The organism is Sporosarcina obsidiansis (assembly GCF_009651005.1).
Taxonomy (GTDB): domain Bacteria; phylum Bacillota; class Bacilli; order Bacillales_A; family Planococcaceae; genus Sporosarcina; species Sporosarcina obsidiansis.
Map to the genome: position 1 here is coordinate 17,264 of NZ_WHVW01000019.1, position 24,694 is coordinate 41,957.

Below are 24,694 nucleotides of genomic sequence, written 5' to 3' on the forward strand. Positions count from 1 at the left end.
TTTGTCATGGAATTAAAGTTAGATTCAAAAGCGATTTTGGAGAAAGAATTTAAAACTGGTATGCGTGGTTATAAACAAGAAGATGTTGACTTGTTCTTGGATGAAGTGATACAAGATTATGAGACATTCAAAAAAGAAATAGCGAGGCTTCAAGAAGAAAATGAGCGGTTGAAATTAGCAGCAAATTCAACACCACAGAGATCGACCGTTCCGACTCCTCAACCAACCAATTTTGATATCCTTCAAAGGATCTCTAACTTGGAAAGACAAGTTTTTGGAAGCAAACTCTCTGAAGATTAATTAAACATCTAATATGAAAATAATGGATTGTAGATGAATTCATTGATAGCATGACTGATTTGATGTATACTAAAGAACACCATAGAGAGTATTCAGGTAATCGCTGCAATTTCGATTGTAGAGGAAAGTCCATGCTCACACGGATCTGAGATGACCGTAGTGTTCGTGCTCGGTGAAAAAATAAGCCGGGGCAATGCTTTTGCATTGATGGCGGGAATAAATCCTACGTCTTCGGATATGGATGAGATTCTCTGAAAGTGCCACAGTGACGTAGCTGGCATGGAAACATGTCAGATGGAACGGGTAAACCCCACGAGTGAGAAACCCAAATTATGGTAGGGGCGCTCTTCCGAAAGAATTCAATGGAGGAAGGGACAGGCAATTGTCTGTAGATAGATGATTACCACTTCTAGTACGAGGTGCAAACCGTTTGAGTACCGAAGAACAAAACATGGCTTACAGAATATTCTATGGTTTACCTTACAATTAGCTCTCCTACAGTTTTGGGAGAGTTTTTCTTTTGTACAGAAGGCTAGTAAAGCGCTCAAATATGATAATGAAAAATAAACTATACATATGCAGGAGGGGGAAGGAAATGATAAATGAGTCTGATTTTTTTCGGTTGAATACCGCCTTCCCGCCAGCAGTATATCATACGCTTCTTAAAGAAATGCAGCAAGGTGCTTTTATTGCAGATGATCATAAACACTTGCTTTTTGCGAATACTTCATTCTTTCGTTTAACGCAAAACGATAACCTAGATCTTCCTGTCGTCAATTTTTTTCGGGCGACAGAACTAGACTATATATGGAAAGAAGCTGAAGTGATAGGTTATTGGAAAGGTAATATATCCCTTGGAATAGAAGGGAATAATAAATATCTCAGATTGTTCTATTATCAGGACACTGTGAATCATCGTGCGTATTATTATGGTTTGCTGCAGAATCCTCTCGTATCAGATCGGCCAATAGAGAAAAATGAAGCCTTTACCGATTCGTTAACGGAAATTGGAAATCGAAGTTATTTAAATAGTCGAATGGATAGTTTGTTCTCAGAAGATCCAGAAAGAAATAAAATGCATGCGGTGTTATTTTTAGATTTGGATCGGTTTAAACAGGTTAATGATATGATGGGGCATTTTGTTGGTGATGAATTACTGAAAGAGTTTACTCGAAGGTTGAAAAAAATATTAAGGAAAAATGATTTGTTTGCTCGTTTAGGTGGCGATGAATTCGTCATTGTACAAACTAACATTAAGCATGAAGGTGAAGCGGTACTTTTAGCTGATCGGATTTTCGAACAGATTGAATTACCTCATCATTTTGCTTCTTATGAAATCATGATGTCGACAAGTATTGGCATCAGTATGTATCCGGAAAATGGAACCGACAGAGAGAGTCTTATAAATAAGTCTGATCTAGCGATGTATGAATCTAAGCGTAAAGGGCGTAATCGTCATACGGTCTTTAAGCAGGACTTAGAGCAACGTATTTTAGACCTTCAACAATTTGAAAAAGAATTGACGGACGTTATTCAGAGTAAGAAATTCGATTTATTGTATGAGCCGAAACTTCACTTAGAAACGGGTCTGCTCTGTGGTGCAGAAGTTTTATTTCAGTGTCGAGAATGTAATCAAACATCAGAGACGTTAAGGGGTTATCATTATAAGTTAGAAGAAATGGGTCTTGACATACCTATTACTGATTTGATAATTGAAAGAATTTGTGAAGATTTATGTCGAACGCCGGAAAAGATACGGTCTCGCATAGTTATAGCGGTCGATATTTCTAGTAGTTACTTCAAGCATCCATTGTTTATACAAAATCTCTGTGAAATTCTTGAACGGTTTCATATGAAACCTCATAATTTTGAATTAGAATTAGAAGAACAGGTTATTATGGTAGATATAGATCAATCGATCAGTAGATTAAGGAAGTTGAAACAGTTAGGATTTCATCTGACGATTGACCATTTTGGTAATGGCTTTTCATCTATTCCGTTGTTATCGGATCCCTCCATTACTCATTTGAAGCTAGATCAAAATCTTATCAATAGATTATCGAGCGAGGAAGACCAGTGGACCATTGTAAAAGCGATTATTGGGATGGCGGAGATTTTGGAGATCGAAGTGTCAGTTGATGGAATTGATAATGAAAGACATTTTGAGCAGTTACGCACACTAGGTTGTCGTGATGCACAAGGGAAATATATTAGTAAACCGCTGAATTTTGATGAATTTCTTCAACTGTTTCAGTAACAGAGAATGGAGTTGTGAACGTGAGCGAATATAAGTTAATTGCTACTGCTGCAATGGGACTTGAGTCGATTGTGGCGTCTGAGGTAAAAGATCTTGGCTATGAGTGCCAAACAGAGAATGGAAAAGTTTTTTTTCATGGAGATGAAGAAACGATAGCTAGAGCCAATATGTGGCTGAGAGTAGGGGATCGGGTTCGCATCGTTGCAGGGGAATTTAAAGCCTACACATTTGACGAATTGTTTGAACGAACAAAAGCGATACCGTGGGAACAATTTCTTCCTGTAGACGCAGCTTTTCCGGTTTCAGGTAAATCCGTCAAATCGAAGCTGTTCAGTGTGCCAGATTGCCAGGCTATTGTGAAAAAAGCTATTGTGGAACGATTGAAGATTGCTTATAAAAGAATTGGTTTCTTGGATGAGTCAGGACCTCTCTTTAAATTAGAAGTATCGATCTTAAAAGATCAAGTAACGATCACGCTCGATTCCAGTGGTACTGGATTGCATAAACGTGGCTATCGATTAGGGCAAGGTGATGCACCCCTTAAAGAAACGATGGCGGCAGCACTTGTGAAATTATCAAAATGGAGTCCTAATCGTCCATTTATTGATCCGTTTTGTGGGTCTGGTACGATTCCTATTGAAGCAGCGATGATTGGACAAAATCTTGCACCAGGCTATAATCGTTCATTTTTAAGTGAAGAATGGCCTTGGATGAAAGCGCAAGTATGGGATCGAGTAAGAGAAGAAGTGGAAGACGTAGCAAAATATGATCAAGAACTGGATATCCGTGGCTACGATGTAGACGGTAAAATGATCTCCATTGCTGAAAAAAATGCGGTAGAAGCAGGATTTGCAGACTTAATCTCCTGGCAACAGCAAGATATTCGTGACTTAACTATCGAGGGCAATAATGGCGTTCTAATTGCCAATCCGCCATATGGTGAGCGACTAGGAGAGACAGAAGAAGCTGAGGATATAGCGGAGATTCTCGGGACGATTATGAAGAACTATCCTTCGTGGTCTGTTTATATTTTATCTTCATTGGAAAATTATGAAGAGATGTATGGCCAAAGAGCTACGAAAAAACGTAAACTATTTAACGGGTTTATCCGTACTGATTACTATCAGTATTGGGGACAGCGTGTATAAAAACCATTGATGGGAAGAGGAACCACTCCTCTTCCTTTCGCTTGCATTCAGGAAGGAGTCAGTATGAATACTAAAATTCCATTTCAATTGGTGAAAAACCAAACATTTTATGAATCACTGAACGATTGGTTAGGTGATACGTTATATGATGATTTGACGGAAAAAGGATTCGAATGCCGAGATGAGCAAATATATATGGCATTTCAAATTGAACAAGCGTTAAAAGAGAAGAAAGTTTTATTAGCAGAGGCAGGAGTAGGAACAGGTAAGACGATTGCTTATTTATTGCCAGCGATTGCCTATGCACGCTACACAGGGAAGCCCGCTGTGATTTCTTGTTCAGATGAGACGCTGATCGACCAATTGATCAAAGAAGAAGGCGATATTCAAAAGTTAAGTCAAGCTTTGGATTTGTCGATTGATGCAAGATTGGCAAAGGCGCGCAATCAATATATATGTCTCAAGCGTTTAGAGGAAACGAGTAATCGGACGGATGAAGAATTTGTGGATCAAGTGGAAGATGAGTTGCCTGATTTCGTTTATGCAGACCGTTCGTTACAGTCTGTTTTCCCATACGGTGTGCGTTCCGATTATCCTTATTTGAAAGATGAAGAGTGGGACATGATCAACTTTCATCCTATTCAGCAGTGTGCAGCGTGTGATATACGAAATCGCTGTGGACAAACGATACATCGCAATCACTACCGAGAAGCGGTTGACTTGATCATTTGCTCACATGACTTTTATATGGAACATCTCTGGACAAAAGAATCAAGAGTTCGCCAGGGGCAATTACCGTTGCTTCCAGAAGTGTCGATGGTTGTTTTCGATGAAGGACATCTATTAGAATATTCAGCCCAACGAGCATTGACGTATGAAGTGCAGCAACAAACGATTGTGCAATTGCTCGAACGTATTATGGTAGATGGAATTAGGGAAAAGTCCTTGCTGTTGATGGAACAACTGCTGGATGTCCATGAGCTGTTCTTCCAACAATTGAGGAATCACGCTACTCAGAACGATAATGAACGTTTGACGATTGAAAAGAACGAAGACATGATGAGGTTGGCTAAACAGGCCGTCTCTTTATCCAATCAGCTTCTTGAAGAATTTGTCTTTGAAGGTGAGTTGTACGTCATTCCTGAATACGATTTGAAAATAGTTGAAGAGTATTTGGAGCAATATATTTACTCGATGGAATTGTTTGCGGCTGAGAATGATGCGGTCGACTGGCTAGAGAACAGGCGCAATGAGAGCACATTGCTCATAATGCCGAGACTTGTAACGTCCATTTTGAACGAAAAGTTATTTACTGGCTCTATGCCGATTATTTTCTCCTCTGCGACGTTGTCTGTAGAAAAATCGTTTGAGTACTTAGCGAAAAGTTTAGGGATTGAAGAATATCAATCGTTTTCAATTGAGTCTCCATTTGACTATGAAAACGTAATGAAGATTCATTTAGAACAAGGTACGGGGGAAGACCACGTCGAACGTCTAGCATCACTTCTTACAGTGAAAGAACAGACACTTGTATTATTCAACTCCAAACAAACGATGATGGACACTCTGGAAAAAATGCCGCTTGAGCTTAGGATGATGATTACTTATGAAGGAGAGCGTGCGTTATCCTCTTTAGTGAAAGATTTTCAGCAACGTAAAGTCCAAATTTTCTTCTCATATCACTTATGGGAAGGTCTTGATTTGCCAAATGAATCCTTAACACGGGTCATTATTTTCGATTTGCCGTTTCCTCCAAAGGATCCGCTCTTTGAAGCGAGAAGGCAATATGCTACACAGCCGTTTGAAGAGGTCGATTTACCTTTCATGTTGCTGCGCCTGCGTCAAGGGATCGGCCGGTTAATAAGAACGAGTGAGGACTCGGGTTCCATTCATTTGTTCGTTCAGCCATCGAGCGAAGAGTTACTGCCTGTAATTGAACGAGTGCTACCCGTTCCATTTTCATAATTCAAACGCCCAGAAGTTGAGTTTTCGGCTTCTGGGCATTTTTCCGTTCAATTAGCTTGCTTATGATTCTAAATGGATCTTCAATTTTCTTCATCAATTGTGAGTAAAATGTTTAATATCTCGCCATCTTCAAATTGAACGGGAATTTTAAAAGCTTGTTTAAAACCATAAAACTTTGTGTGTCCAGTTAAAACGGTTGGCGGGGAAATATCAAGCGTCATCTCGTCTTTTTCTAAAATGGTACAAAGGTTTCCCGCAATCATATTACCAAGCTCACCGGTAAAAGATTCTGCCATTTCCCCTTCAATATTCATACCGAACATCGCCATGCCTATTTTACCAATGATGTCATGAGTAGGTTCAACGATTAAACGTCCTTTCATTTTGCCGATTAGCCCGATTAACACACTGATTTCACGTTGTTCGTATGGTTGCTTAATTAGAGAGGGAGAAAGGACTTGGAATTTTACAGGAATAACAGTAGTTAAGGAGGAGATGGTGGCGTTTAATACTTTTTGCACATTAGTGGCTGTACTCATCTAAAGATACACCCTTTCAAAGTTAATTAATAGTTCAATCATATCACTAAAGGTAACTAAAAGACTACTTAAAATTTGGAGAGCAATTAAAAGTTAGGATCTATTTTTTTCAATATTAATGGTATGATAAGGTGAGTTATAAGTGAAAGGACGACGATCATGTCTACAAACAATCTATTTTTACAGCAAACTGCTACATATGGACAAATTTTTCTAACGAATGAAGATGATGAGCGGATGGAGAAAACCGCTTTATTGGCAAATAAAATAATTGAGAAAGAATATACGATTGCATTCGCAGGTCATTTTTCGGCAGGTAAATCATCGACGATTAATGCGCTGACTGGTGAAGATTTATTGCCATCTAGCCCTATCCCTACAAGTGCGAATATTGTGAAGGTCCGTAAGGCGAATGAAGACTTTGCTATTATTCACCGCGTGGATGGAAGTGCTGTTAAATTTAGCGGTCATGGTTTTTCTGAAGCGGTGAAGGCATTCAGTAAAGATGGTGCTGCCGTTTCTCTAGTGGAAATTGGTCATACTGAATCCAATTTACCTGAAGGCATTACTGTGATGGACACGCCAGGTGTGGATTCTACAGATGATGCTCATCGACTATCTACAGAGTCTTCTTTACATTTAGCAGACTTAGTTTTCTACACAATGGATTACAACCATGTGCAGTCTGAAATGAATTTTCGTTTTACAAAGGAATTAATGCGATATAACGGTAACGTCTATTTAATCATCAACCAGATCGACAAACATCGGGAGAGCGAGTTATCATTTGAAGCATTTAAGAGATCAGTAGAAGATTCATTCAAGCTGTGGGGTGTTGAACCAAAAGGGATTTTCTATACATCGTTAAAAGAGCTCGATCATCCACATAATGACTTTCAAAAAGTGAAAGCCATCGTGGACGGTTCGATTGAACACCGAGAAGAGAATTTTGAACAAAATATCGATCAATCCCTCCTTAAATTGAACGATGAACATATGAATTTTCTCCAGCAGCAAGTAGATGATGTGAAAGCGAATCATAGTGAAATCGTCAGTGACAATGAGTGGGATCAGTACGAGGAACTTCATGCAGATTTAAAAGAAGCGAAAAAAAGGATGGAGCTTTTATCAGGTGATGAATTCTACGTGAACTTTGAAAAAGAGCGTAATGAATTGTTATCTAATGCTTCACTTACACCATTTGAAACAAGAGAGTTGTTGAAAGATTATTTGGAGTCCAAATCTCCAAAATTTAAGGTAGGACTTTTATTTGGTGCGAAGAAAACAGCTGAAGAGCGTGAGAATCGCCGTAAACGACTTGATGAGAACATTTCGGGTCTAGCACACACGCAAATTGAAATCTATATGAAGACATTGATGAAAAATTCGTTGAAGCAAGCAGGAATTTTAACGGACGAACGTTCACTTGCGATTGACTCGATGGATCTATCTCTGCCATTTGATGCGGTTGATGAGCAACTTCATATGGCAGAAGTTATTACGGGTGAAACGATCCTAAATTATGCAGAACAAATGCGACGAGCAATCCATCTGGTGTATAAACGTAAGACAGACGAGTGGAAGGAAGAAATGTCTGTTATTGCAAAATCAGCTGGAGGCGAACAGTCAGCTCCACTTGCCATCGTAATTGAGTCCCTACAGGAAAAAGTAGATGCGATTCAACAAGTGAAAAAGTGGCAAGATCGTATGGAATGGGTACGTAAAGAAATTGAAACTCCTTCTGCTCCTACGCGGATAGGCAGAGACAAGTTGCTGTCAGAGTGGCAACAACCGAAAAAGATTGAGACGATTGATTATGTGGTGAATACAGAAGAGGAAGCGATCGCATCAAACGAAGTGATGCACGAAGAGGAAGTGGATCGTAAATTGGTCGACTCTCAAAAAGCGATCACACACGCTCAACATATTGCACAGTCCGTAGAGACCATTCCAGGTTTTACGGAGACCGCCACGTATTTGCAGACGAAAGCTGCTCGATTGAAAGGACAGGAATTTACTGTTGCTTTATTCGGTGCGTTCAGTGCCGGGAAATCATCATTTTCTAATGCGTTGATCGGTGAAAAAGTGTTACCTGTCTCACCGAATCCTACGACAGCAGCGATCAATCGAATTCGCCCTGTGAGTGAGGAGCATCAAGACTGTACGGCTGATATTCATTTGAAGACGGTTGAACGGATGACAGAAGATGTTGCGCTATCTTTTGAAGCATTGGGAATCCATATTGCTACATTGGAGGATGCATTTGCGAAGACAGAAGAGGCGTTGAAACAGCCATTGGAAAATGAAAACTTACATATCCACAAGTCCTTCATCCATGCGTTTCAGAAAGGCTATCCTGTCTATACATCATCCCTTGGTACTACGTTGACTGTAGAACGGGAAGAATTCACGAAATTCGTTGCACAAGAAGAACGTAGCTGTTTTGTAGAGTCCATTGATTTCTTCTATGATTGTCCGTTAACGCGTCATGGTATTACGCTTGTTGATACGCCAGGAGCCGACTCGATCAATGCGCGTCATACGGATGTGGCGTTTGAATATATCCGCAATGCCGATGCGATTTTATTCGTTACTTATTATAATCATGCGTTCGCACGTGCAGATCGTGAGTTCCTCATTCAGCTTGGCCGTGTGAAAGATGCATTTGAACTGGATAAGATGTTCTTTATCGTCAATGCAATTGACCTCGCTTCCAATGAAGATGAAGCGGAAGAAGTAAAGGGATTCGTGGCCAATGAACTCCAAAAATTTGGTATTCGTAACCCGCGTGTTCATGGAATTTCCAGTCTGCAAGCGTTAGAAGGTAAATTGAACGAACAACCAAATCCTTTGATGGAACACTTTGAAGAAAAGTTCTACGCATTCTTGGAGCATGATTTACGCGCTCAAGTTGTACAAGCTTTGGAAGAGGAAACGACGAAAACGATCGATCGTTTAGCTTCGCTGATCGACCGGACGATACAGAACCGTTCACGGAAGGCGGAAAGGCTAGAAGAGTTGGTAGCAGCTGAGCAGGCCATTCAAGAGCGCTTTGCGAAGAGTGCGAGTGAAGTATTAGTAAAAGCGACACATGACGAACTAAGTGAACTCGTTTACTATATTTTACAGCGTGTGTTCTTGCGTTTTGGTGACTTCTTCAAGGAAGGATACAGTCCTTCCACGTTCGCGAAGAACTCTTCAGATCGCGCCTTGAAAATCGCGTTGGCAGAAACAGTTGATATGGTGGGATTCGATTTAACTCAGGAATTAAAAGTAACGAACTTGAGAATTCTCCAGTACATGAAAAAACAATTGCTCGAACGTCAACGAATGGAAGTCCGTGCATTGGCAGATATGGATCAATCTGTCGTGCCATCGCCATATGAACCGAACGACCAAGATATGTTGTCATTTGAGGCGCCTTTTGAGAATCCAGACCTCTATAGTGCGGTCAATAAATCTTTTAAGAATCAAAAGTCGTTCTTTGAGCGTGGAGATCGGGATATCCTTAAAGGACGGTTAGAGGAAGTATTGAAAAAAGATGCTGCTACTTATTTGGGTGAACAGAAGGAACGTATGGAGAAATGGGCAGATCTTTGGATCGAAAATGAAGCGGAAGCATTACGTCTTCACTTATTGCAAGAAAGTCTTGTGCAAATTGAATCTGAGCGCACGTTACTTGAAGGGACTGAACAGCTAGAACAATGGCAAAGTATTTATGAGAAAATCCGTAAAGAGGAGATGGCTCAATGAATCAGGCATTCGTATCCATCAAAGACGTAATTACAGAACATGCAAAGTGGATCGACGCACGGTTTTCACTTCAAGATGTAGACTTTGGATTGAAAGAGTATAATAAAGAGCACATTCAAAACGCTGTTTATTGGGATTTAGCAGAAGATCTTTCAGATTTGTCTCTGGCTGGTGGGCGGCATCCTTTACCATCTAAAGAAAACTTGACGGAGCTATATCGTTCAAGTGGTTTGCAACTAGAAGATACTATTTTAATTTATGATGACGGTGGTAGTCCATTTGCTGCGCGCGCTTGGTGGGTTTTGCAATATGGAGGATTTACAAATGCTCGAATCTTGCTAGAAGGCTATGAAGAACTCAAGGTAAGTGGTTGTGCTATCGAGCAAGAACAATTTGTATCGCCCGCACAGACTCTAGTACAACCAAATTGGCAAGATCATCTCTACGCAAGTAGAAGAGACGTGGAACAAGTGGTAGCCGGAGAACTTGATGCGGTGCTACTTGATGCCCGTGCTCCAGAACGATATCGTGGGGAAAAAGAGCCAATAGATAAAAAAGCTGGGCATATTCCGACAGCACGCAATTTTAATTGGGAAGAGTTAAAAGAAGCTGGAAGTTATCAGGTCAAACGTGCAGAAGAGCAGTTAAAACAAATAGCTTCTCCTAATGACGAAGTTATCGTCTATTGCGGAAGCGGTGTGACAGCTTCTCCTTTGTTCGCCGCTCTTTCAGAATTGGGTTATCAAAACGTGAGATTGTATATGGGGAGTTTCAGCGACTGGATTTCACAGGACGATGCACCGATCGAAACAAAGTAAAAGTAGGAGTTGACCAAATTGCAATATGCGTTGCTTGGTGATATTCATTCATCCATCGATGACTTGCAAGCAGTTTTAAACCATATTTCAAATGAATCGCCACATGCAGAACTAATTGGCACAGGGGACTTGTATGAATGTACAGTAAGCAAAAAAAAGCTTCATGGGCAGATCTATTCGTCTGTGAATGAAGTAATCCAACATCCCGATAGCTTTGATGAATTACTGTCATTCCTGTCTGTCTATGGCAATCAGGAAGAGCGTATTTTATTGATTACTGAACAAGAAGAACCTCTACGTAACGTTCTTAGTAACTTACCTGAAACGTTGAATGCAGGAAGAGCGCTAGTAATTCATGGCCACCAATGGAACCCAGAAGAGAGGGATTCTTGGTTGGATGAAAATATGCCTGAAGAAGTGCTCGTGTTTCATGGACATACTCACCAATCTAGCTTTACGGTGGATGGAAATAACATTCGAATTCCGGTTAATGGAGAAGTAATGCTTTCTGGTAAAAGAAGCGTGGTAAATGTAGGGGCTGTTGTCGAGTCAAGAGAATGGGTTTTATATGATACAGTAGAAAATACGGTGAAATTTATGAAAGCGCAAAAAAGCTAAGGGTCTATCCCTTAGCTTCATCTTGTAGACAAACTCCAATAACTAAAAAGTTTGCTCACAACCTGTAATTTTACAAATGTCTTAGCACTTTACTGTTTATTCAATAATATGAACTTAACTAATGCTTTTAATCATTCAGAAGAAGAGGCAATAACTACTAAAAAATCAATGAAATACGCTAGTTGATCGTAGTGGAAGGCAACCTAAGTCCGCCGCGTCCTGCGGCAACGGTTGCATGACTCACTTCGTGTGAGCCCGCGGCAAAATCGATTCCTTGGGGATCAGCGTGCGTCTTGAGACCCCGCAGGAAGCGAAGCGGACGAGGAGGCTCAAGCCACGCCCCCCGGAAAGCGTGCCGTCTGGAGCGTAAATCCCGAAGCAGATACTAGGTTTTGTCATCTCCTATTTAGAAATCTCATCCTATTTCTCATCTTTTTTAATAAAACACTTGACTACAGGTAAGAAAGCGTCCGTCTGGAACGCAGATCGACGGTAGCATGACCACTTTCTATATCTTTTGTCTCCACTCTGAAGCTAAGGGTTTATCCCTTAGCTTTTTTTTGTTGGAGGATCGCATTCCTGGCTAAAGAATCCGCTGTACGGTTGTTGCTATCAGGAATCCATTTAATGAAAAAGAATTCAAAGTGCTCAATTAACTGTAAGATTTGTAGTAAATAAGGAGCGTATTGTTCACTTTTGACGAATTGTTTATCAACGGATTGGACAACAATTTTAGAATCTGAACGAACAGACACCATACCAGTAGTCAGTTTAACTGCCTCTTCTAGACCTCTTATAAGCGCTTGAAATTCTGCGCTATGATTGTTCGTGGGTTTGATCGGTTCACTAATTTTTACATCGTGCCCTTCACCTTTGATATATATGCCAATTCCACTTAAGCCAGGATTACCGGCACTTGCACCATCGATATATACTTCCAGCAATTTACTCAACACTCCTCACTCATGAAAAATTAGGGAATCATTTAAAGGTTGCAACATCTTACAGCCCTCTCTAAAATAGAAGGAAGAAAGGTGGGAGTTCATTTTCTTATGGAAAAGGTAATGGTTATGAAAGATATCAATCAATTGCTCGATCTATATTGTGAAGGATGCTACGTCAAAAAACAACTTATAAAAGAACGAGGAAAAACAGGAGCTCACCAATTCTGTATATCTGAATGTACAATCGGTGAACAACTAAAATTTTTAGGGACAGAAATTAATAAACTCGGTACTTCTTCCAAGTGACGATAAATAAAAAGCATCCCGCTCACATAAGCGTGGATGCTTTATTTATCTTTATTCAACTGAAAAACCCACTTCGAATAGAGCGGGGTCCTTTGGTTGCCGAGTCTTCGTTAAACTTCTTCTTCAAGTGTTGATACATTTGCCGCCTGAGGACCACGATTTCCTTCGATTACTTCGAAAGAGACAGTTTGACCTTCAGCAAGTGTCTTAAATCCATCTGTTGCAATTCCTGTGAAATGGACAAAAACGTCTTCACCATCATCTGCTTCGATAAATCCATAACCTTTGTCACTGCTGAACCACTTAACCTTACCTTGGTACATGTAAATTCCTCCTCGGCAATTCAGAAATTCGTAGCGGCTATAAAAGTAGAGAAAATGAAAAAGCCATCCAAATATACCTATATAGCTCCCTACACTATACATGAACTCCCTCACTGCGTCAATGATATGAAAAAATATTCTGACGAGTGATGGTGTTTTCTAAATAGTATTGCAACTAAGTGTTGGTTTTTATTCGTTTCAACTCTATAATGAAATAGTATTTAGTTTATTTTAATCTGTTTAATAATACACCGTGTCTATCATTTTAAGAAAGGAGAGTAGTCTATTGAAAATAGTCAAAATACTCGTTCAAGTTGCATTTCTTTATTTGTTTTTCATGCTTGGACAATTCTTGCGTGACTGGCTTTCCATTCCCTTACCCGGAAGCATCATAGGACTGCTCATTTTATGGGGACTGCTATCTTTCAAAATCGTTCCACTCCGTTGGGTAGAGAATGGAGCTTATGTATTTTTGTCAACGCTCCCACTCTATTTGATCCCGGCAACAGTAGGTGTCATGAACTATGGATATGTCTTTAAAGGAAAAGGGATTTGGTTAATCATCATCACGATAGGAAGTACGTTTATCACGATGGCAGTAGCAAGCTTAGTAAGCCAATGGATGGCAAAACGCAAGCTGGATAATGAGGTGGAAATTTCATGAACGAATGGGTATTGGCTATGCTCATGATTGGTTTAACCGTCATGATGTATTTCATTATGAACGCAGTCTATGTAAGGCTCCGTTCCCCATTTCTCGTTCCCATTTTAACAACTACAATTATGGTCATAGTTATTCTAACTACTTTTAACGTTCCATACGATACATATATGGTTGGCGGAAAATGGATCGACGCGCTACTTGGTCCAGCGATCGTTTCACTTTGCATTCCGTTATATAAACAAAGGGATATAATTAAGAGGCATTTATTTCCAATTATAAGCGGCGTAGTAGTGGGTGGTATTGTGGGTATGGTTACGGGTGTTGTAGCAGCCAGACTGGTAGGCTTCTCCAATGAACTTCTCGCAAGTATCTTGCCGAAATCCATCACTTCACCTATTGCGATGCAAATTGCAGACGAACTTGGTGGGATTCCATCATTAGCCACTGTTTTTGTCATCATTGCTGGTTTGGCTGGCATTCTAATTGGGCCTCCGCTAAATAAATGGCTGAAAATCGATACACCACTAGGACAAGGTATTGGATTAGGCGTTGGGGCTCATGCGATTGGCACTTCTAAAGCACTTGAATATGGTGAACAGACAGCATCTATGAGCTCAGTAGCTATGACATTATCCGCTATTATCGGTGCTCTCATAGGACCTTTATTCGGTATATGGCTATTTCCTTAATAAGCGGATTTCCTATTCAACTAGGAAACCCGCTTTTTTTAATGCCTGTTCCGCTTGTTCTAGCTGATCTTCACGTGGAGCAGAAAGGGTATGCATGTGAATTCCGCTTTCATCTAAATTTAGCAAGTAAGGAGCCTTCGCTTGTTGAATTTGTTCAATGAAAGCTTTCACTTCCTGACGATTGGATACCATGATGGAAGCACACACATCTCCATACACGAGATGTTCCACTCTGACATCTTTTACTGTCACTCCATGATCCACAAGAATATTCAGTTCCTCTTCAGTTTGCTCAGGCTCGTGGCGACAGACAATTATTTTTTCTATTTTCTCTGCTGTTGGAGGGAGTACTGTATAAAGATAGCCTTGGTTTGTCGCGATGATCGGCTCTCTTTTCGCCTTTAGTAAGGTGACATCACTCACGATGACTTGTCGACTGACATTCGTAAGTTCTCCTAGTTCACGTCCGGTAATGGGACGTCCAGCGTCTTGTAGCGTACGAAGAATCAGATTTCGTCGCTCTTCTCCTAATACTTTCTCTTTATTCTGCAAATCAATCACCTGCTACTTATAAGATGGATGGAGCTAGTTTACTGCCATTTTGTTCCTTCGAAATTTCGACTAAGGTATTTGCTAAACCAAGGACTGTGTGTGGATTGGATGATTGGCCGAACGAAATACGGACTAACCCTTTTGACTCGTGATCTGGTATCTTCATGGCGCCCATCGTGGTCGAAGTTTGTTGCTGGCCGACTTGACAAGCGCTTCCTGTAGACACAGCAAATCCTCGTCTATTCAATTCTAACATAATCAGCTGACCTTCCGAACGATTTACCCGTAACCCGATAATGTGTGGTAATTGCTCCGTCTCTTGATCCGTACCAAAAAAAGTGAATAACATTTTATTTGGATTCAATGAATCAAAAAATGTCTTTCGAAGACCACGAAAGTATTCGAGATCTGCGGTTTTTTCTGTGAGTTCGGCAGCTGTCAGAAACGCTGCGATACCGGGTACGTTTACTGTACCACCTCTAAAGCCTTTTTCTTGGACGGCTCCTGGGAATAACGGAACCGTTCGCAAACGTGGATCAATGTATAGAGCTCCAACTCCTTTTGGTCCATATATTTTATGACTTGAGACAGACAGGCTGTCAACAAAAGGTGTAATTTCCCGTATGTTCAATTTGCCGAAAGATTGTACACAGTCACTATGTAAAAGAATACCTTTTGCTTTCACAATATCATGGACTAAGCGGATTGGTTGAATCGTCCCAATCTCTGGATTGCAATGCTGAATCGATACAACGATTGTTTGCTCTGTGAGCGCAAGTGTGAGTTCCTCGAGGTCAATAAAGCCATTTGCTGTAAAAGAAATGGTGGTGATAGTAAAACCTTGTTGTGTAAGGTATGCAGCTGCTGAATGAAGAGAAGGGTGCTCCGCTGCACTTAATATTATATGATTCCCTTTTTGACGGGCAGCATATGCGAGAGAAATCAAGGCCAGTGAATTACTTTCTGTTCCGCCAGAGGTAAAATATATGCCTTCTGATTGTACATCTAAAAGAGTAGCTAGCTGTTCACGACAATGTCTCAAGACCGTGTGAGCGATACCTCCTACGTCATGTAAACTCGTCGTGTTACCAAACTGTTGTTGAGCAATCGATACATAGACCTTTGCAGCCTCAGGATGAAGTGGAGTGGTCGCTGCGTAATCGAAATAATACAAAAGGATGACCTCCTACAATTAATTGTCTATCTATCTTGTCATAGATCTGTAATTGTGTAAAGATAGATGTAAAGACATCTGTCTGTTGAAGATAAGTAGGGGGATTGCAGATGAATAGTATAAAACTAGTATCGATGCTTGAGCAGTTTTTTATTGAAGATATAGGAGAGGGCGATGTAACAGCCAATACGCTATTTCCGGATACAATGGTTGGAATAATGGAGATTATAGCAAAAGAACCAGGTGTTTTTTGTGGATCAGATATTATACTTCAAGGATTCCGATTAATTGACCAGTCAATTCAAGTGACCTTATTTAGTAAGGATGGGGAGCGGATGGAGAGTCAGCAGGTCCTGGCATCTATAAAAGGTCCTGTAGGGAAGTTATTGTCGGGTGAGCGTGTTATTTTGAATTGTATTCAGAGAATGAGTGCGATTGCTACGAAAACGGCACAACTTGTTACGTTACTAGAAGGGACAGGAGCTAGGGTTTGTGATACTCGGAAAACAGCACCAGGACTGCGAATGTTAGATAAATATGCTGTCCGGATGGGAGGAGGTTTTAATCACCGTTTTGGGTTATATGATGCAGTGATGCTAAAAGATAACCATTTGGCATATGTCGGATCAATCACTGAAGCAGTTAGTCAGTTGCGAAGTCGTATAGGACATACTGTAAAAATAGAAGTCGAGATCGAAACAATTGACCAATTGAAAGAAGCTGTGCAAGCTGAAGCGGATATTATCATGTTCGATAATTGCCAGCCTCATCAAATAAAAGATTGGCTATCACTTGTTCCACAGCATATTGTGACAGAAGCTTCCGGGATGATTACAGAAGATAATATTGTTTCGTATGGACGGACGGGGATTAATTACATATCGGTAGGTGCACTAACTCATTCAGTAAAAGCAATCGATATTAGTGCGAATATCCACATTTGAAAACAGGAGGATGGTAAATCGTGTCAATAGTAGATCTGGTAAATGGGCAGGTGGCGACTATGTTGCCTGAACGATATAAAAAGTATACCAATGAAGAAATGGTAGAGAAAATTTGGGCAATTAAACAGTCGCTAGGTACAAAACTATTTATTCCTGGCCACCACTACCAAAAGAACGAAGTCATTCAATTTGCAGATGAGACAGGGGATTCATTGCAATTGGCACAATTATGCGCTGCAAATGAACTAGCCGAACATATTGTCTTTTGTGGTGTACATTTTATGGCGGAAACAGCTGATATTCTGACCAAGCCTCATCAAAAAGTATATTTACCTGATATGCGTGCGGGTTGTTCTATGGCAGATATGGCGGATATATATCAAACAGAACGAGCTTGGAACCATTTACAAGAACGCTTTGGTGATACGATATTACCGCTCACCTATGTGAATTCTACTGCCGCGATTAAGGCGTTTGTCGGACGTAATGGAGGAGCAACAGTAACTTCTTCGAATGCGAAGGTTATTGTAAAGTGGGCATTGACTCAGAAAAAGAGAATCCTTTTTTTGCCGGATCAGCATTTGGGACGCAACACCTCCTATGATCTTGGCATACCACTAACACATATGGCAGTATGGAATCCTCTTACGGATGTATTGGAATTTGAGGGGAGGGATGACGATTGTGAAGTGATTCTTTGGAAAGGGCATTGTTCGGTCCATGAAAATTTCACAGTGGAAAACATTCGGTACATTCGTGATAATGAGCCTGATCGGCAAGTTATTGTCCATCCTGAATGTACTCATGAAGTGGTTATGCAGTCAGATGATAATGGGTCGACAAAATATATTATTGAACAAATAACCGCTGCGCCACCCGGTACAAAATGGGCAATCGGTACAGAAATGAATCTAGTAAATCGACTGATGGATGTGCATCCAGAACAAGATATTATTTCATTGAATCCACTCATGTGTCCTTGCTTGACAATGAACAGAATTGACTTACCACACTTGCTTTGGTGTTTAGAGAATATTACAGAAGGAATCGAACACAATATCATTTCAGTAGATGACTGTACCTCATTAGAAGCGACTAAGGCACTTGATCGGATGCTTCAACGTCCTTAAACTAGTAAGAAGTTACAGATGAAAATAGGAACTAACGCTTGACAAAATCGCCTAGTATTGTATGATTGGTGAAAATGAATGTTGAACGTTGATGAAGGATTAGTAGACAAACAGCGTGTGAAAGAGAGCGGAATCCAGCGGCTGAAAGTTTCCGTCACATAGCAGTTGTTGAACCTGCCTTTGGAGTCCTATCAAAACATAGGCGCGGACCTCGGCGTTACGAGGAGAGCGGGATTCAATTACTGAATCCAATACTGGTGGTACCGCGGAAGCTAAGCCCTTTCGTCCTGATAATTTCGGGATGATTGGGCTTTTTTATATCAAAATCGTAACGACCCATGAGACTGGTCCTTAAAATTAAAAGTCAACCAAATTTTTATAGTATTTAGTAAATGAAGAAATGGCAGGAGAATGAACATGAAGAGACAGCGAATTGTTGTGAAAATTGGTAGTAGCTCTTTAACGAATGATAGTGGAGAAATTGACCAACTGAAATTTAATGATCATGTAGATGCATTGGCTGCATTGAAAAATGCCGGTCATGAAGTCATTGTCGTCTCGTCTGGAGCTGTGGCGGCAGGATTTGCTCGACTGGGTTACCCTTCTCGACCTGTTACCATAAAAGGAAGACAAGCTGCTGCAGCGGTAGGGCAAAGTTTATTAATCCAGTCGTATATTGAGCGTTTCAGTGAGCATGGTGTCATACCAGCGCAAATTCTTCTGACGAGGCAAGACTTTGCGAACCGAGAGCGTTATCGAAATGCCTTTGCGGCTATGTCGGAGCTGTTGGAACGAGGAATCATGCCGATCATCAATGAGAACGATACCGTCGCCATTGATGAATTGACTTTTGGCGATAATGATATGCTATCTGCGTTAGTCAGTGGGTTTTTACATGCGGATCAATTAATTATCTTGACAGACGTCAATGGGATTTACACGAGTAACCCTAGAAAAGATCCTGACGCTGTTCGTTTGACGGAGTTAGATGACATCACAGATGAACTCCTTGGAGGTACTGATGATCTTGGTTCGAAAGTGGGTACGGGCGGTATGCGGTCTAAGTTATTAGCTGCAAAAACGGCTCACACGTTAGCTGTTCCTGTTTTTATCGGTACAGGTACGGGTTCTTCTAAGTTATTAGATATTTTGCAAGGTAATGGTGACGGTACGTACATTTCTAGCCCGGTCGGCGGTGGGATTAATACCAAGCGTCAATGGATTGCGTTACATTCAGAATCGACCGGACGTTTATACGTTGATAAAGGAGCTGAAGCAGCGATTTTACACGACGGACGTAGTTTATTACCAGCAGGAGTATTTAAGGTTAACGGTAGCTTTGAAGTAGGAGAAGTTGTAGAGGTGTACGGTTTAGAAGGTTTAATCGGCAAAGGGGAAGTGACCTATTCATCGGAGCAGTTAAAGGAAACCATTGCTGAAAGAGGGAAGAGTCAAGAAGTGTTTACCCCAATGATGGAGGTAATTCATCGAGATCATTGGGTACAAATAAAATAAAGGGGCGAATACAATGAGTGAAATTAGACGTAAAGGGAAAGCGGCAAAAGAAGCGAGTTATCTATTAAACATGGCAACGACAGATGAAAAAAACGAAGCGCTACAATTAGTTGCTGATCAGCTGCTGGAAGAGCAAGAGCATCTTCTGGCAGAAAATAAAAAAGATATTGTGGAAGGTCGCAATAATGGTATAGAAGCAGCAGTTCTTGATCGTATACTGCTAACAAACGACCGAATTGAAGCGATGGCAGAGGGAGTTCGTTTACTGATTGATTTGAAAGATCCAATCGGTGAGACACTTGAAGAAATAGAGAAGGAGAACGGCTTACATATTGTAAGAAAACGAGTGCCAATTGGTGTGATCGCCATGATTTATGAAGCGCGTCCGAATGTCACAATCGATGCAGCATCATTAGCGCTAAAGACAGGAAATGCTGTGGTTTTACGTGGCAGTTCTTCTGCGAAATATTCCAATTTAGCGTTGTGGCGTGTGATTCAACGTGGTTTGGAAAAGAGTTCTTTACCTGTTGATGCTGTTCAATTAATTGAAGATACTAGTCGTGAGACAGCTAAAGAATTGTTTACACTGAATGAGTATTTGGATGTGTTAATCCCACGTGGTGGCGCTAAATTGATTCAGACGGTTATTCGTGAGTCGACGGTTCCTGTCATTGAAACAGGAGCTGGAAATTGTCACGTATTCATTGACGAATCAGCTGATCCTCAAATGGCAATCAATGTCGTCATTAACGCCAAAACGCATCGTCCATCTGTTTGTAATGCAATTGAGACTGTGATCGTTGACAAAAACTGGCTACAACAATATGGAGAAAAGCTGATTGAAAGTTTACGTGAAAAGAATGTTCAGTTGTTGGGAGATGAAACTGTTCGTCAGCTGGATTCATCGATTGCTGAAGTAGAACGAGATGATTGGTCTAGCGAATTTCTCGACTTGACGTTACGAATAAAAACAGTTGAAAATATGCAACAAGCTCTCGAACATATTCAAGAATATAGTACAAAGCACTCCGAAGGTATCCTCACGCAAAATGATGAGCACGCAGAACAGTTTTTAAATAGTGTGGACGCAGCGGCTGTCTACTTGAATGCATCTACACGTTTTACAGATGGTTTTGAATTTGGTTATGGTGCAGAAATTGGAATTAGCACACAGAAACTCCATGCAAGAGGACCGATGGGCTTAGAAGCTTTAACTTCATCAAAATTTGTCATTACAGGTACTGGCCAAATTAGATAATATTCAGGAGGGTGTTACGATGACAGCAAAGAACGATATCACAATTAAATTGACTACGCAACCGAAAGAAAAGCCGGCATCGGACCAATTAGCGTTCGGAACAGTCTTCACGGACCATATGTTTGTGATGGATTATACGGAAGGTTCAGGATGGCATGATGCGCGTATCGTGCCGTACGAGCCTTTCCTATTGGATCCTGCGGCAATTGTATTGCACTATGGGCAAACGGTATTTGAAGGAATGAAAGCCTATGTAACCGCTGAAAAGGAAATCGTGTTGTTCCGCCCTGATGAAAATATGAAACGTTTAAACCGTTCTAACGAAAGATTGTGTATGCCGCGTTTTGACGAAGATTTTGTTTTGGAAGCATTAAAGGAATTGATATCGATAGATAAAGAGTGGATTCCCGATAGAGAAGGCACATCCTTATATATTCGTCCATTCATTTTTGCTACTCAACCCTATTTAGGTGTGGCTCCGTCCAAAACATATCGCCTGATGATTATTCTTTCACCAGTAGGAGCTTATTATAAAGAGGGGATGAATCCGGTCAAAATTGCAGTCGAATCGGAGTTTGTGCGTGCAGCGGTAGGTGGAACAGGTAGCGCCAAAACAGCAGGAAATTACGCAGGTGCCATGAAAGCTCAAGAGGTGGCAGAGGCTAGCGGGTATTCCCAAGTACTATGGTTGGATGCAAAAGAGCATCAATACATCGAAGAAGTTGGCGCGATGAATGTGTTCTTCAAGATTAATGGGGAAGTTATCACTCCAAGCTTGAATGGTAGTATTCTAGAAGGGATTACGCGGAAATCAGTTATTGAGTTGCTTCGTTCATGGGGTATTCCAGTCATTGAACGTAAAGTGTCCATTCAAGAAATCATGGATGCAAATGCACAGGGAACTCTTGAAGAAGCGTTTGGCACAGGTACGGCTGCTGTGATTTCCCCAATGGGTGAATTATCATGGAACGGACAAAAATGTGAAATTAATAACAATCAAATTGGTGAATTGTCGTTGAAGTTATATGATACGATCACTGGCATTCAGACCGGTAAAGTACAGGACCCATTTAATTGGGTAATCAAAGTAGATTAATCCAAAGTTTGTCCTGTATAAGTTGAATTAAACTTTTTACATCATCAGAAATCCATGTTCTATCTGCTCAGTTGATTGGAGTGCAAGGCAACCTAAGTACGCCGCGTCCTGCGGCAATGGTTGCATGACTCACTTCGTGTGAGCCCGCGGTAAAACGACTCTGGGAGGATCAGCCCGACAGGTGAGACAACTTAGGGGAGCGTAGCGACCAAGTTGGCTCACCGCGGGCCCTCCAGAAAGCGTCCGCCTGGAACGGAAATCAACGGTACCAGGTGACTTATAGAATGCAGGTTTATTAATTCAACTTATATGAAAGAACGATAAATATCGAATGGTCCGTGACAAGTACGCTCCTGTGCAGTACACTGTTAACTGAATTCAGTTTATGCTGCCGGTGGATGTCACAGATTTTTTAGAGGAGCTTTTAGAGCAGGCTAGAAAAATCTGTACACCATTACGCCAAGGTATAATTGATTAGTTTTGATTGAAAGGAAGTTTCTTAATGAACAAACGAATTTTCGTTCTTTTCCTGGCAGTAATTCTATTAACAGTGGCAGGTTGCGGAAAAACATCTTCAGCACCGTCTAGTCCTGAAGATTTGCTACAGAAAGCTGATTTAGCGATGAAAGAGTTGAAGTCGGTACATTCTAGCATTGTGTTTGATGAAAGTAGTGTCACGTCCGAGCCTGTAGAACGCAGCAGTAAGAAGCTGCATATTCAATCCAATGTAGAGCTTGATCCTGTAAAAGTTTCGGAAGAAGTAGTCTTACAAATACCAAAACAACAGCCTAAAAACCTTCATATATTCCACCAAAATGAGCAAATGTCTATAAAAGAAGAGGGTGGCGATTGGCAGACGTTGACAAACGAGGAACGGAAAGAACTATTGGACGTCTGGGTGCCATTTACTGCTCCTGCAATGGATCTATCGCTGCTCGAACCTTTTGTAGAGGATGCTGAATTGGAGAAGATTGATTACGGCTATGCATTACAGTTTTCATTATCGCCTGCTCAATATCGACAATTTATGAAAGAGGTTGCGGTGAATAGTCCGATACCTGAACAATTCATCCACACACATACTGGATTTCCAGTCATCGATAAAATGGAACTAGAACTTACGGTGAATGAAAAAACATTTTTTGTTACAGGTTTGAAAATGTCCGCAAATGTCACTAGCTATTTTGATCGTGATTATATTCGCTACAAACAAAAATTGGATGCAACCTACAGTTACTTCAATGACATTGATGCAATTCAAACGCCTGCTGGGGTTATCGACTTGTTGAAATGAAAAATCCACGATGGCCTCGGCTATCGTGGATTTTTATTTCCTTTAAAAGAAAGCAAACGCTTATATATAGCTGCCATTCTCGTTTCGTCCCCTGCTTCTACAGGAGAATAAAACTCAACGTTTGCTAGGGTGTCAGGTAAATATTGCTGGTCTGTCCAGCCGCCAAAAGATCCAACTGGCGTATCATGCGGGTACACATACCCTCCATGTCCTAACTGTGCAGCTCCGTTATAATGGGTATCACGTAAATGCAGCGGAATCTCACCTGTTGGCTGCTCGTGAAGGACTTTCGTTGCGGCATCAATCGCCCTGTATGCGGAGTTGGATTTTGAGGCTAAACACATCTCCACAGTTGCTACAGACAATGGAATACGTGCTTCCGGCATACCTAAGCGTAAAGCGGCATCTGTTGCAGCGACGACATGGGCCCCTACATCTGGAGCTGCTAACCCAATATCTTCATAACTCATAACAAGCAATCTTCTCGTAACAGCGGTTAAATCACCAATTTCCAGTAATTGCGCTAAATAATAAAGTGCAGCATTGACATCACTGCCTCGTACACTTTTTTGAAGAGCAGATAACAGGTTATAATGGTGTGAGCCTTTCTTGTCACCTAGTAAACTAATTCGTTGCAGAAGTTGCTGTAATAGCTCATCCCCAACAATAATTTGGCCGTTTTCCTCGTCGCTAGCAGCAAGTAAAGATTCCAGGAATGTCAATGCTTTACGGGCATCTCCATTTACGCTTTCTGCAATTTTACTAAGCTGTTCGGTCGTAATGAGGATATTTTCTTGACCAAGACCTTTCTTCGTATCTTCTAACGTTCGTTCTAATAAATTTAGCAAATCTGTCGGTTGTAGCCGTTTCAATTGCACAATTTCACCGCATCGAGATCGAATCGCGGGGTTGACATCATGAAAAGGATTCTCCGTCGTAGCGCCAATGAGCACGATCGCCCCACTTTCTACATGTGGGAGCAGCGTATCTTGCTGTAATTTATTGAAACGATGAATTTCATCTAAAAACAATAGAACTTTGCCAGTCATTCTAGCTTCTTTCACGACGTCTTCCACATCTTTTTTTCCAGCCACTGTCGCATTCAACGCAATAAAAGGTAGTTTAGAAGTTCCAGCGATAGCGTATGCAAGAGAGGTCTTACCAATTCCAGGTTCACCATACAATAAAAGAGACGGAACATGTCCGTTTTTAATCATCCGATATAAAGGAGTATCATTCCCAATTACGTGATCTTGACCAATCACTTCATCGATTGATTCGGGTCGCATGCGGAAGGCTAAAGGTTCATTATGCATTTATATCATTCCTTCGTACATTTGTTCCTTCATTATAGCGCAAAATGGTATTGAAGTCATTTCGAAGAACGAACGCTATAATTATGCTATA

At 40.9% G+C, this 24,694-nt stretch carries 22 protein-coding genes and 1 other RNA gene; 17 read left to right on the forward strand and 6 right to left on the reverse strand.

Annotated features, from left to right (window positions below; translation table 11 throughout):
* Window positions 1-6: 6 nt before the first annotated feature.
* The 5 genes from gpsB (at window position 7) to GD002_RS13930 (ending at window position 5,670) form a co-directional block, all read left to right on the forward strand.
* Window positions 7-300 (forward strand): cell division regulator GpsB, encoded by a 294-nt coding sequence (gene gpsB, locus GD002_RS13910; RefSeq protein ID WP_153732971.1) that lies wholly within the window; start codon window positions 7-9, stop codon window positions 298-300.
* 88 nt (window positions 301-388) lie between these two features.
* Window positions 389-764, forward strand: an RNA gene (gene rnpB / locus GD002_RS13915) — RNase P RNA component class B.
* A gap of 131 nt (window positions 765-895) precedes the next feature.
* A complete protein-coding gene (locus tag GD002_RS13920; RefSeq protein WP_194841613.1) occupies window positions 896-2,557 on the forward strand; it encodes a putative bifunctional diguanylate cyclase/phosphodiesterase in 1,662 nt (553 codons plus the stop codon).
* 20 nt (window positions 2,558-2,577) lie between these two features.
* Window positions 2,578-3,705, forward strand: a complete 1,128-nt coding sequence (locus GD002_RS13925) for a THUMP domain-containing class I SAM-dependent RNA methyltransferase (protein WP_153732973.1) — start codon at window positions 2,578-2,580, stop codon at window positions 3,703-3,705.
* A gap of 63 nt (window positions 3,706-3,768) precedes the next feature.
* The gene (locus GD002_RS13930) at window positions 3,769-5,670 is read left to right on the forward strand and encodes an ATP-dependent DNA helicase (RefSeq protein ID WP_153732974.1); all 1,902 of its coding nucleotides are present in this window, start codon (window positions 3,769-3,771) and stop codon (window positions 5,668-5,670) included.
* A gap of 80 nt (window positions 5,671-5,750) precedes the next feature.
* Here the strand turns inward: GD002_RS13930 and GD002_RS13935 are convergent, their stop codons facing one another.
* Window positions 5,751-6,209, reverse strand: coding sequence for a chemotaxis protein CheX (locus tag GD002_RS13935; protein ID WP_153732975.1), 459 nt, complete (start codon window positions 6,207-6,209; stop codon window positions 5,751-5,753).
* Window positions 6,210-6,368: 159 nt separating this feature from the next.
* On the opposite strand from GD002_RS13935, the gene GD002_RS13940 reads away from it, so the two are divergent.
* Genes GD002_RS13940 through GD002_RS13950 form a run of 3 tightly spaced genes read left to right on the forward strand, consistent with a single transcriptional unit; the run spans window position 6,369 to window position 11,398 of the window.
* Entirely contained in the window at window positions 6,369-9,962 is a 3,594-nt protein-coding gene (locus GD002_RS13940; RefSeq protein ID WP_153732976.1) for a dynamin family protein, read from the forward strand.
* Window positions 9,959-10,780, forward strand: a complete 822-nt coding sequence (locus GD002_RS13945) for a sulfurtransferase (RefSeq protein WP_153732977.1) — start codon at window positions 9,959-9,961, stop codon at window positions 10,778-10,780. Before GD002_RS13940 ends, GD002_RS13945 begins: the two co-directional genes overlap by 4 nt.
* An 18-nt stretch (window positions 10,781-10,798) precedes the next feature.
* Window positions 10,799-11,398: a metallophosphoesterase family protein gene (locus GD002_RS13950; protein WP_194841614.1), complete on the forward strand. Its 600-nt coding sequence runs from the start codon at window positions 10,799-10,801 to the stop codon at window positions 11,396-11,398.
* Window positions 11,399-11,940: 542 nt separating this feature from the next.
* Here GD002_RS13950 and GD002_RS13955 read toward each other — a convergent pair.
* Window positions 11,941-12,342: a ribonuclease HI family protein gene (locus tag GD002_RS13955; protein WP_153733022.1), complete on the reverse strand. Its 402-nt coding sequence runs from the start codon at window positions 12,340-12,342 to the stop codon at window positions 11,941-11,943.
* A gap of 108 nt (window positions 12,343-12,450) precedes the next feature.
* On the opposite strand from GD002_RS13955, the gene GD002_RS13960 reads away from it, so the two are divergent.
* On the forward strand, window positions 12,451-12,648 hold the full coding sequence (locus tag GD002_RS13960) for a zinc-finger domain-containing protein (RefSeq protein WP_153732979.1): 198 nt from the start codon (window positions 12,451-12,453) through the stop codon (window positions 12,646-12,648).
* 110 nt (window positions 12,649-12,758) lie between these two features.
* Here the strand turns inward: GD002_RS13960 and GD002_RS13965 are convergent, their stop codons facing one another.
* Window positions 12,759-12,971, reverse strand: coding sequence for a cold-shock protein (locus tag GD002_RS13965; RefSeq protein WP_153732980.1), 213 nt, complete (start codon window positions 12,969-12,971; stop codon window positions 12,759-12,761).
* Between the two features lie 286 nt (window positions 12,972-13,257).
* On the opposite strand from GD002_RS13965, the gene GD002_RS13970 reads away from it, so the two are divergent.
* Together GD002_RS13970 and GD002_RS13975 are read left to right on the forward strand one after the other, a co-directional pair.
* Window positions 13,258-13,635: a CidA/LrgA family holin-like protein gene (locus GD002_RS13970; protein WP_153732981.1), complete on the forward strand. Its 378-nt coding sequence runs from the start codon at window positions 13,258-13,260 to the stop codon at window positions 13,633-13,635.
* Entirely contained in the window at window positions 13,632-14,324 is a 693-nt protein-coding gene (locus tag GD002_RS13975; RefSeq protein WP_153732982.1) for an LrgB family protein, read from the forward strand. The genes GD002_RS13970 and GD002_RS13975 overlap by 4 nt, the downstream gene beginning before the upstream one ends.
* 12 nt (window positions 14,325-14,336) lie before the next feature.
* On the opposite strand, the gene GD002_RS13980 is transcribed toward GD002_RS13975, so the two are convergent.
* Together GD002_RS13980 and GD002_RS13985 are read right to left on the reverse strand one after the other, a co-directional pair.
* Window positions 14,337-14,876, reverse strand: coding sequence for a transcription repressor NadR (locus GD002_RS13980; RefSeq protein WP_153732983.1), 540 nt, complete (start codon window positions 14,874-14,876; stop codon window positions 14,337-14,339).
* A gap of 16 nt (window positions 14,877-14,892) precedes the next feature.
* A complete protein-coding gene (locus GD002_RS13985; protein WP_194841615.1) occupies window positions 14,893-16,050 on the reverse strand; it encodes an IscS subfamily cysteine desulfurase in 1,158 nt (385 codons plus the stop codon).
* A gap of 110 nt (window positions 16,051-16,160) precedes the next feature.
* Here GD002_RS13985 and nadC point away from each other — a divergent pair, with 110 nt between their 5' ends.
* From nadC to GD002_RS14015, 6 genes are all read left to right on the forward strand, one after another.
* Complete coding sequence (nadC, locus tag GD002_RS13990) at window positions 16,161-16,994, forward strand: carboxylating nicotinate-nucleotide diphosphorylase (protein ID WP_153732985.1); 834 nt, start codon at window positions 16,161-16,163, stop codon at window positions 16,992-16,994.
* Between the two features lie 20 nt (window positions 16,995-17,014).
* A complete protein-coding gene (gene nadA, locus GD002_RS13995; RefSeq protein ID WP_153732986.1) occupies window positions 17,015-18,124 on the forward strand; it encodes a quinolinate synthase NadA in 1,110 nt (369 codons plus the stop codon).
* 417 nt (window positions 18,125-18,541) lie between these two features.
* On the forward strand, window positions 18,542-19,639 hold the full coding sequence (gene proB, locus GD002_RS14000) for a glutamate 5-kinase (protein ID WP_153732987.1): 1,098 nt from the start codon (window positions 18,542-18,544) through the stop codon (window positions 19,637-19,639).
* 13 nt (window positions 19,640-19,652) lie between these two features.
* On the forward strand, window positions 19,653-20,897 hold the full coding sequence (locus GD002_RS14005) for a glutamate-5-semialdehyde dehydrogenase (protein ID WP_153732988.1): 1,245 nt from the start codon (window positions 19,653-19,655) through the stop codon (window positions 20,895-20,897).
* A 19-nt stretch (window positions 20,898-20,916) separates the two neighbouring features.
* A complete protein-coding gene (locus tag GD002_RS14010; RefSeq protein ID WP_153732989.1) occupies window positions 20,917-21,993 on the forward strand; it encodes a branched-chain amino acid aminotransferase in 1,077 nt (358 codons plus the stop codon).
* 502 nt (window positions 21,994-22,495) lie between these two features.
* Window positions 22,496-23,287, forward strand: a complete 792-nt coding sequence (locus GD002_RS14015; protein ID WP_153732990.1) for a DUF6612 family protein — start codon at window positions 22,496-22,498, stop codon at window positions 23,285-23,287.
* A 20-nt stretch (window positions 23,288-23,307) separates the two neighbouring features.
* On the opposite strand, the gene GD002_RS14020 is transcribed toward GD002_RS14015, so the two are convergent.
* Window positions 23,308-24,603, reverse strand: coding sequence for a replication-associated recombination protein A (locus GD002_RS14020; RefSeq protein WP_153732991.1), 1,296 nt, complete (start codon window positions 24,601-24,603; stop codon window positions 23,308-23,310).
* Between the last annotated feature and the right edge of the window lie 91 nt (window positions 24,604-24,694).

Excerpts from the sequence above, each read along its gene's own strand:
- gpsB (WP_153732971.1), top strand. The coding sequence starts at position 7 with ATGGAATTAAAGTTAGATTCAAAAGCGATTTTGGAGAAAGAATTTAAA.
- GD002_RS13920 (WP_194841613.1), top strand. The coding sequence starts at position 896 with ATGATAAATGAGTCTGATTTTTTTCGGTTGAATACCGCCTTCCCGCCA.
- GD002_RS13930 (WP_153732974.1), top strand. The coding sequence starts at position 3,769 with ATGAATACTAAAATTCCATTTCAATTGGTGAAAAACCAAACATTTTAT.
- GD002_RS13935 (WP_153732975.1), bottom strand. The coding sequence starts at position 6,209 with ATGAGTACAGCCACTAATGTGCAAAAAGTATTAAACGCCACCATCTCC.
- GD002_RS13940 (WP_153732976.1), top strand. The coding sequence starts at position 6,369 with ATGTCTACAAACAATCTATTTTTACAGCAAACTGCTACATATGGACAA.
- GD002_RS13945 (WP_153732977.1), top strand. The coding sequence starts at position 9,959 with ATGAATCAGGCATTCGTATCCATCAAAGACGTAATTACAGAACATGCA.
- GD002_RS13960 (WP_153732979.1), top strand. The coding sequence starts at position 12,451 with ATGGAAAAGGTAATGGTTATGAAAGATATCAATCAATTGCTCGATCTA.
- GD002_RS13965 (WP_153732980.1), bottom strand. The coding sequence starts at position 12,971 with ATGTACCAAGGTAAGGTTAAGTGGTTCAGCAGTGACAAAGGTTATGGA.
- GD002_RS13975 (WP_153732982.1), top strand. The coding sequence starts at position 13,632 with ATGAACGAATGGGTATTGGCTATGCTCATGATTGGTTTAACCGTCATG.
- nadC (WP_153732985.1), top strand. The coding sequence starts at position 16,161 with ATGAATAGTATAAAACTAGTATCGATGCTTGAGCAGTTTTTTATTGAA.
- proB (WP_153732987.1), top strand. The coding sequence starts at position 18,542 with ATGAAGAGACAGCGAATTGTTGTGAAAATTGGTAGTAGCTCTTTAACG.
- GD002_RS14005 (WP_153732988.1), top strand. The coding sequence starts at position 19,653 with ATGAGTGAAATTAGACGTAAAGGGAAAGCGGCAAAAGAAGCGAGTTAT.
- GD002_RS14010 (WP_153732989.1), top strand. The coding sequence starts at position 20,917 with ATGACAGCAAAGAACGATATCACAATTAAATTGACTACGCAACCGAAA.
- GD002_RS14015 (WP_153732990.1), top strand. The coding sequence starts at position 22,496 with ATGAACAAACGAATTTTCGTTCTTTTCCTGGCAGTAATTCTATTAACA.
- GD002_RS14020 (WP_153732991.1), bottom strand. The coding sequence starts at position 24,603 with ATGCATAATGAACCTTTAGCCTTCCGCATGCGACCCGAATCAATCGAT.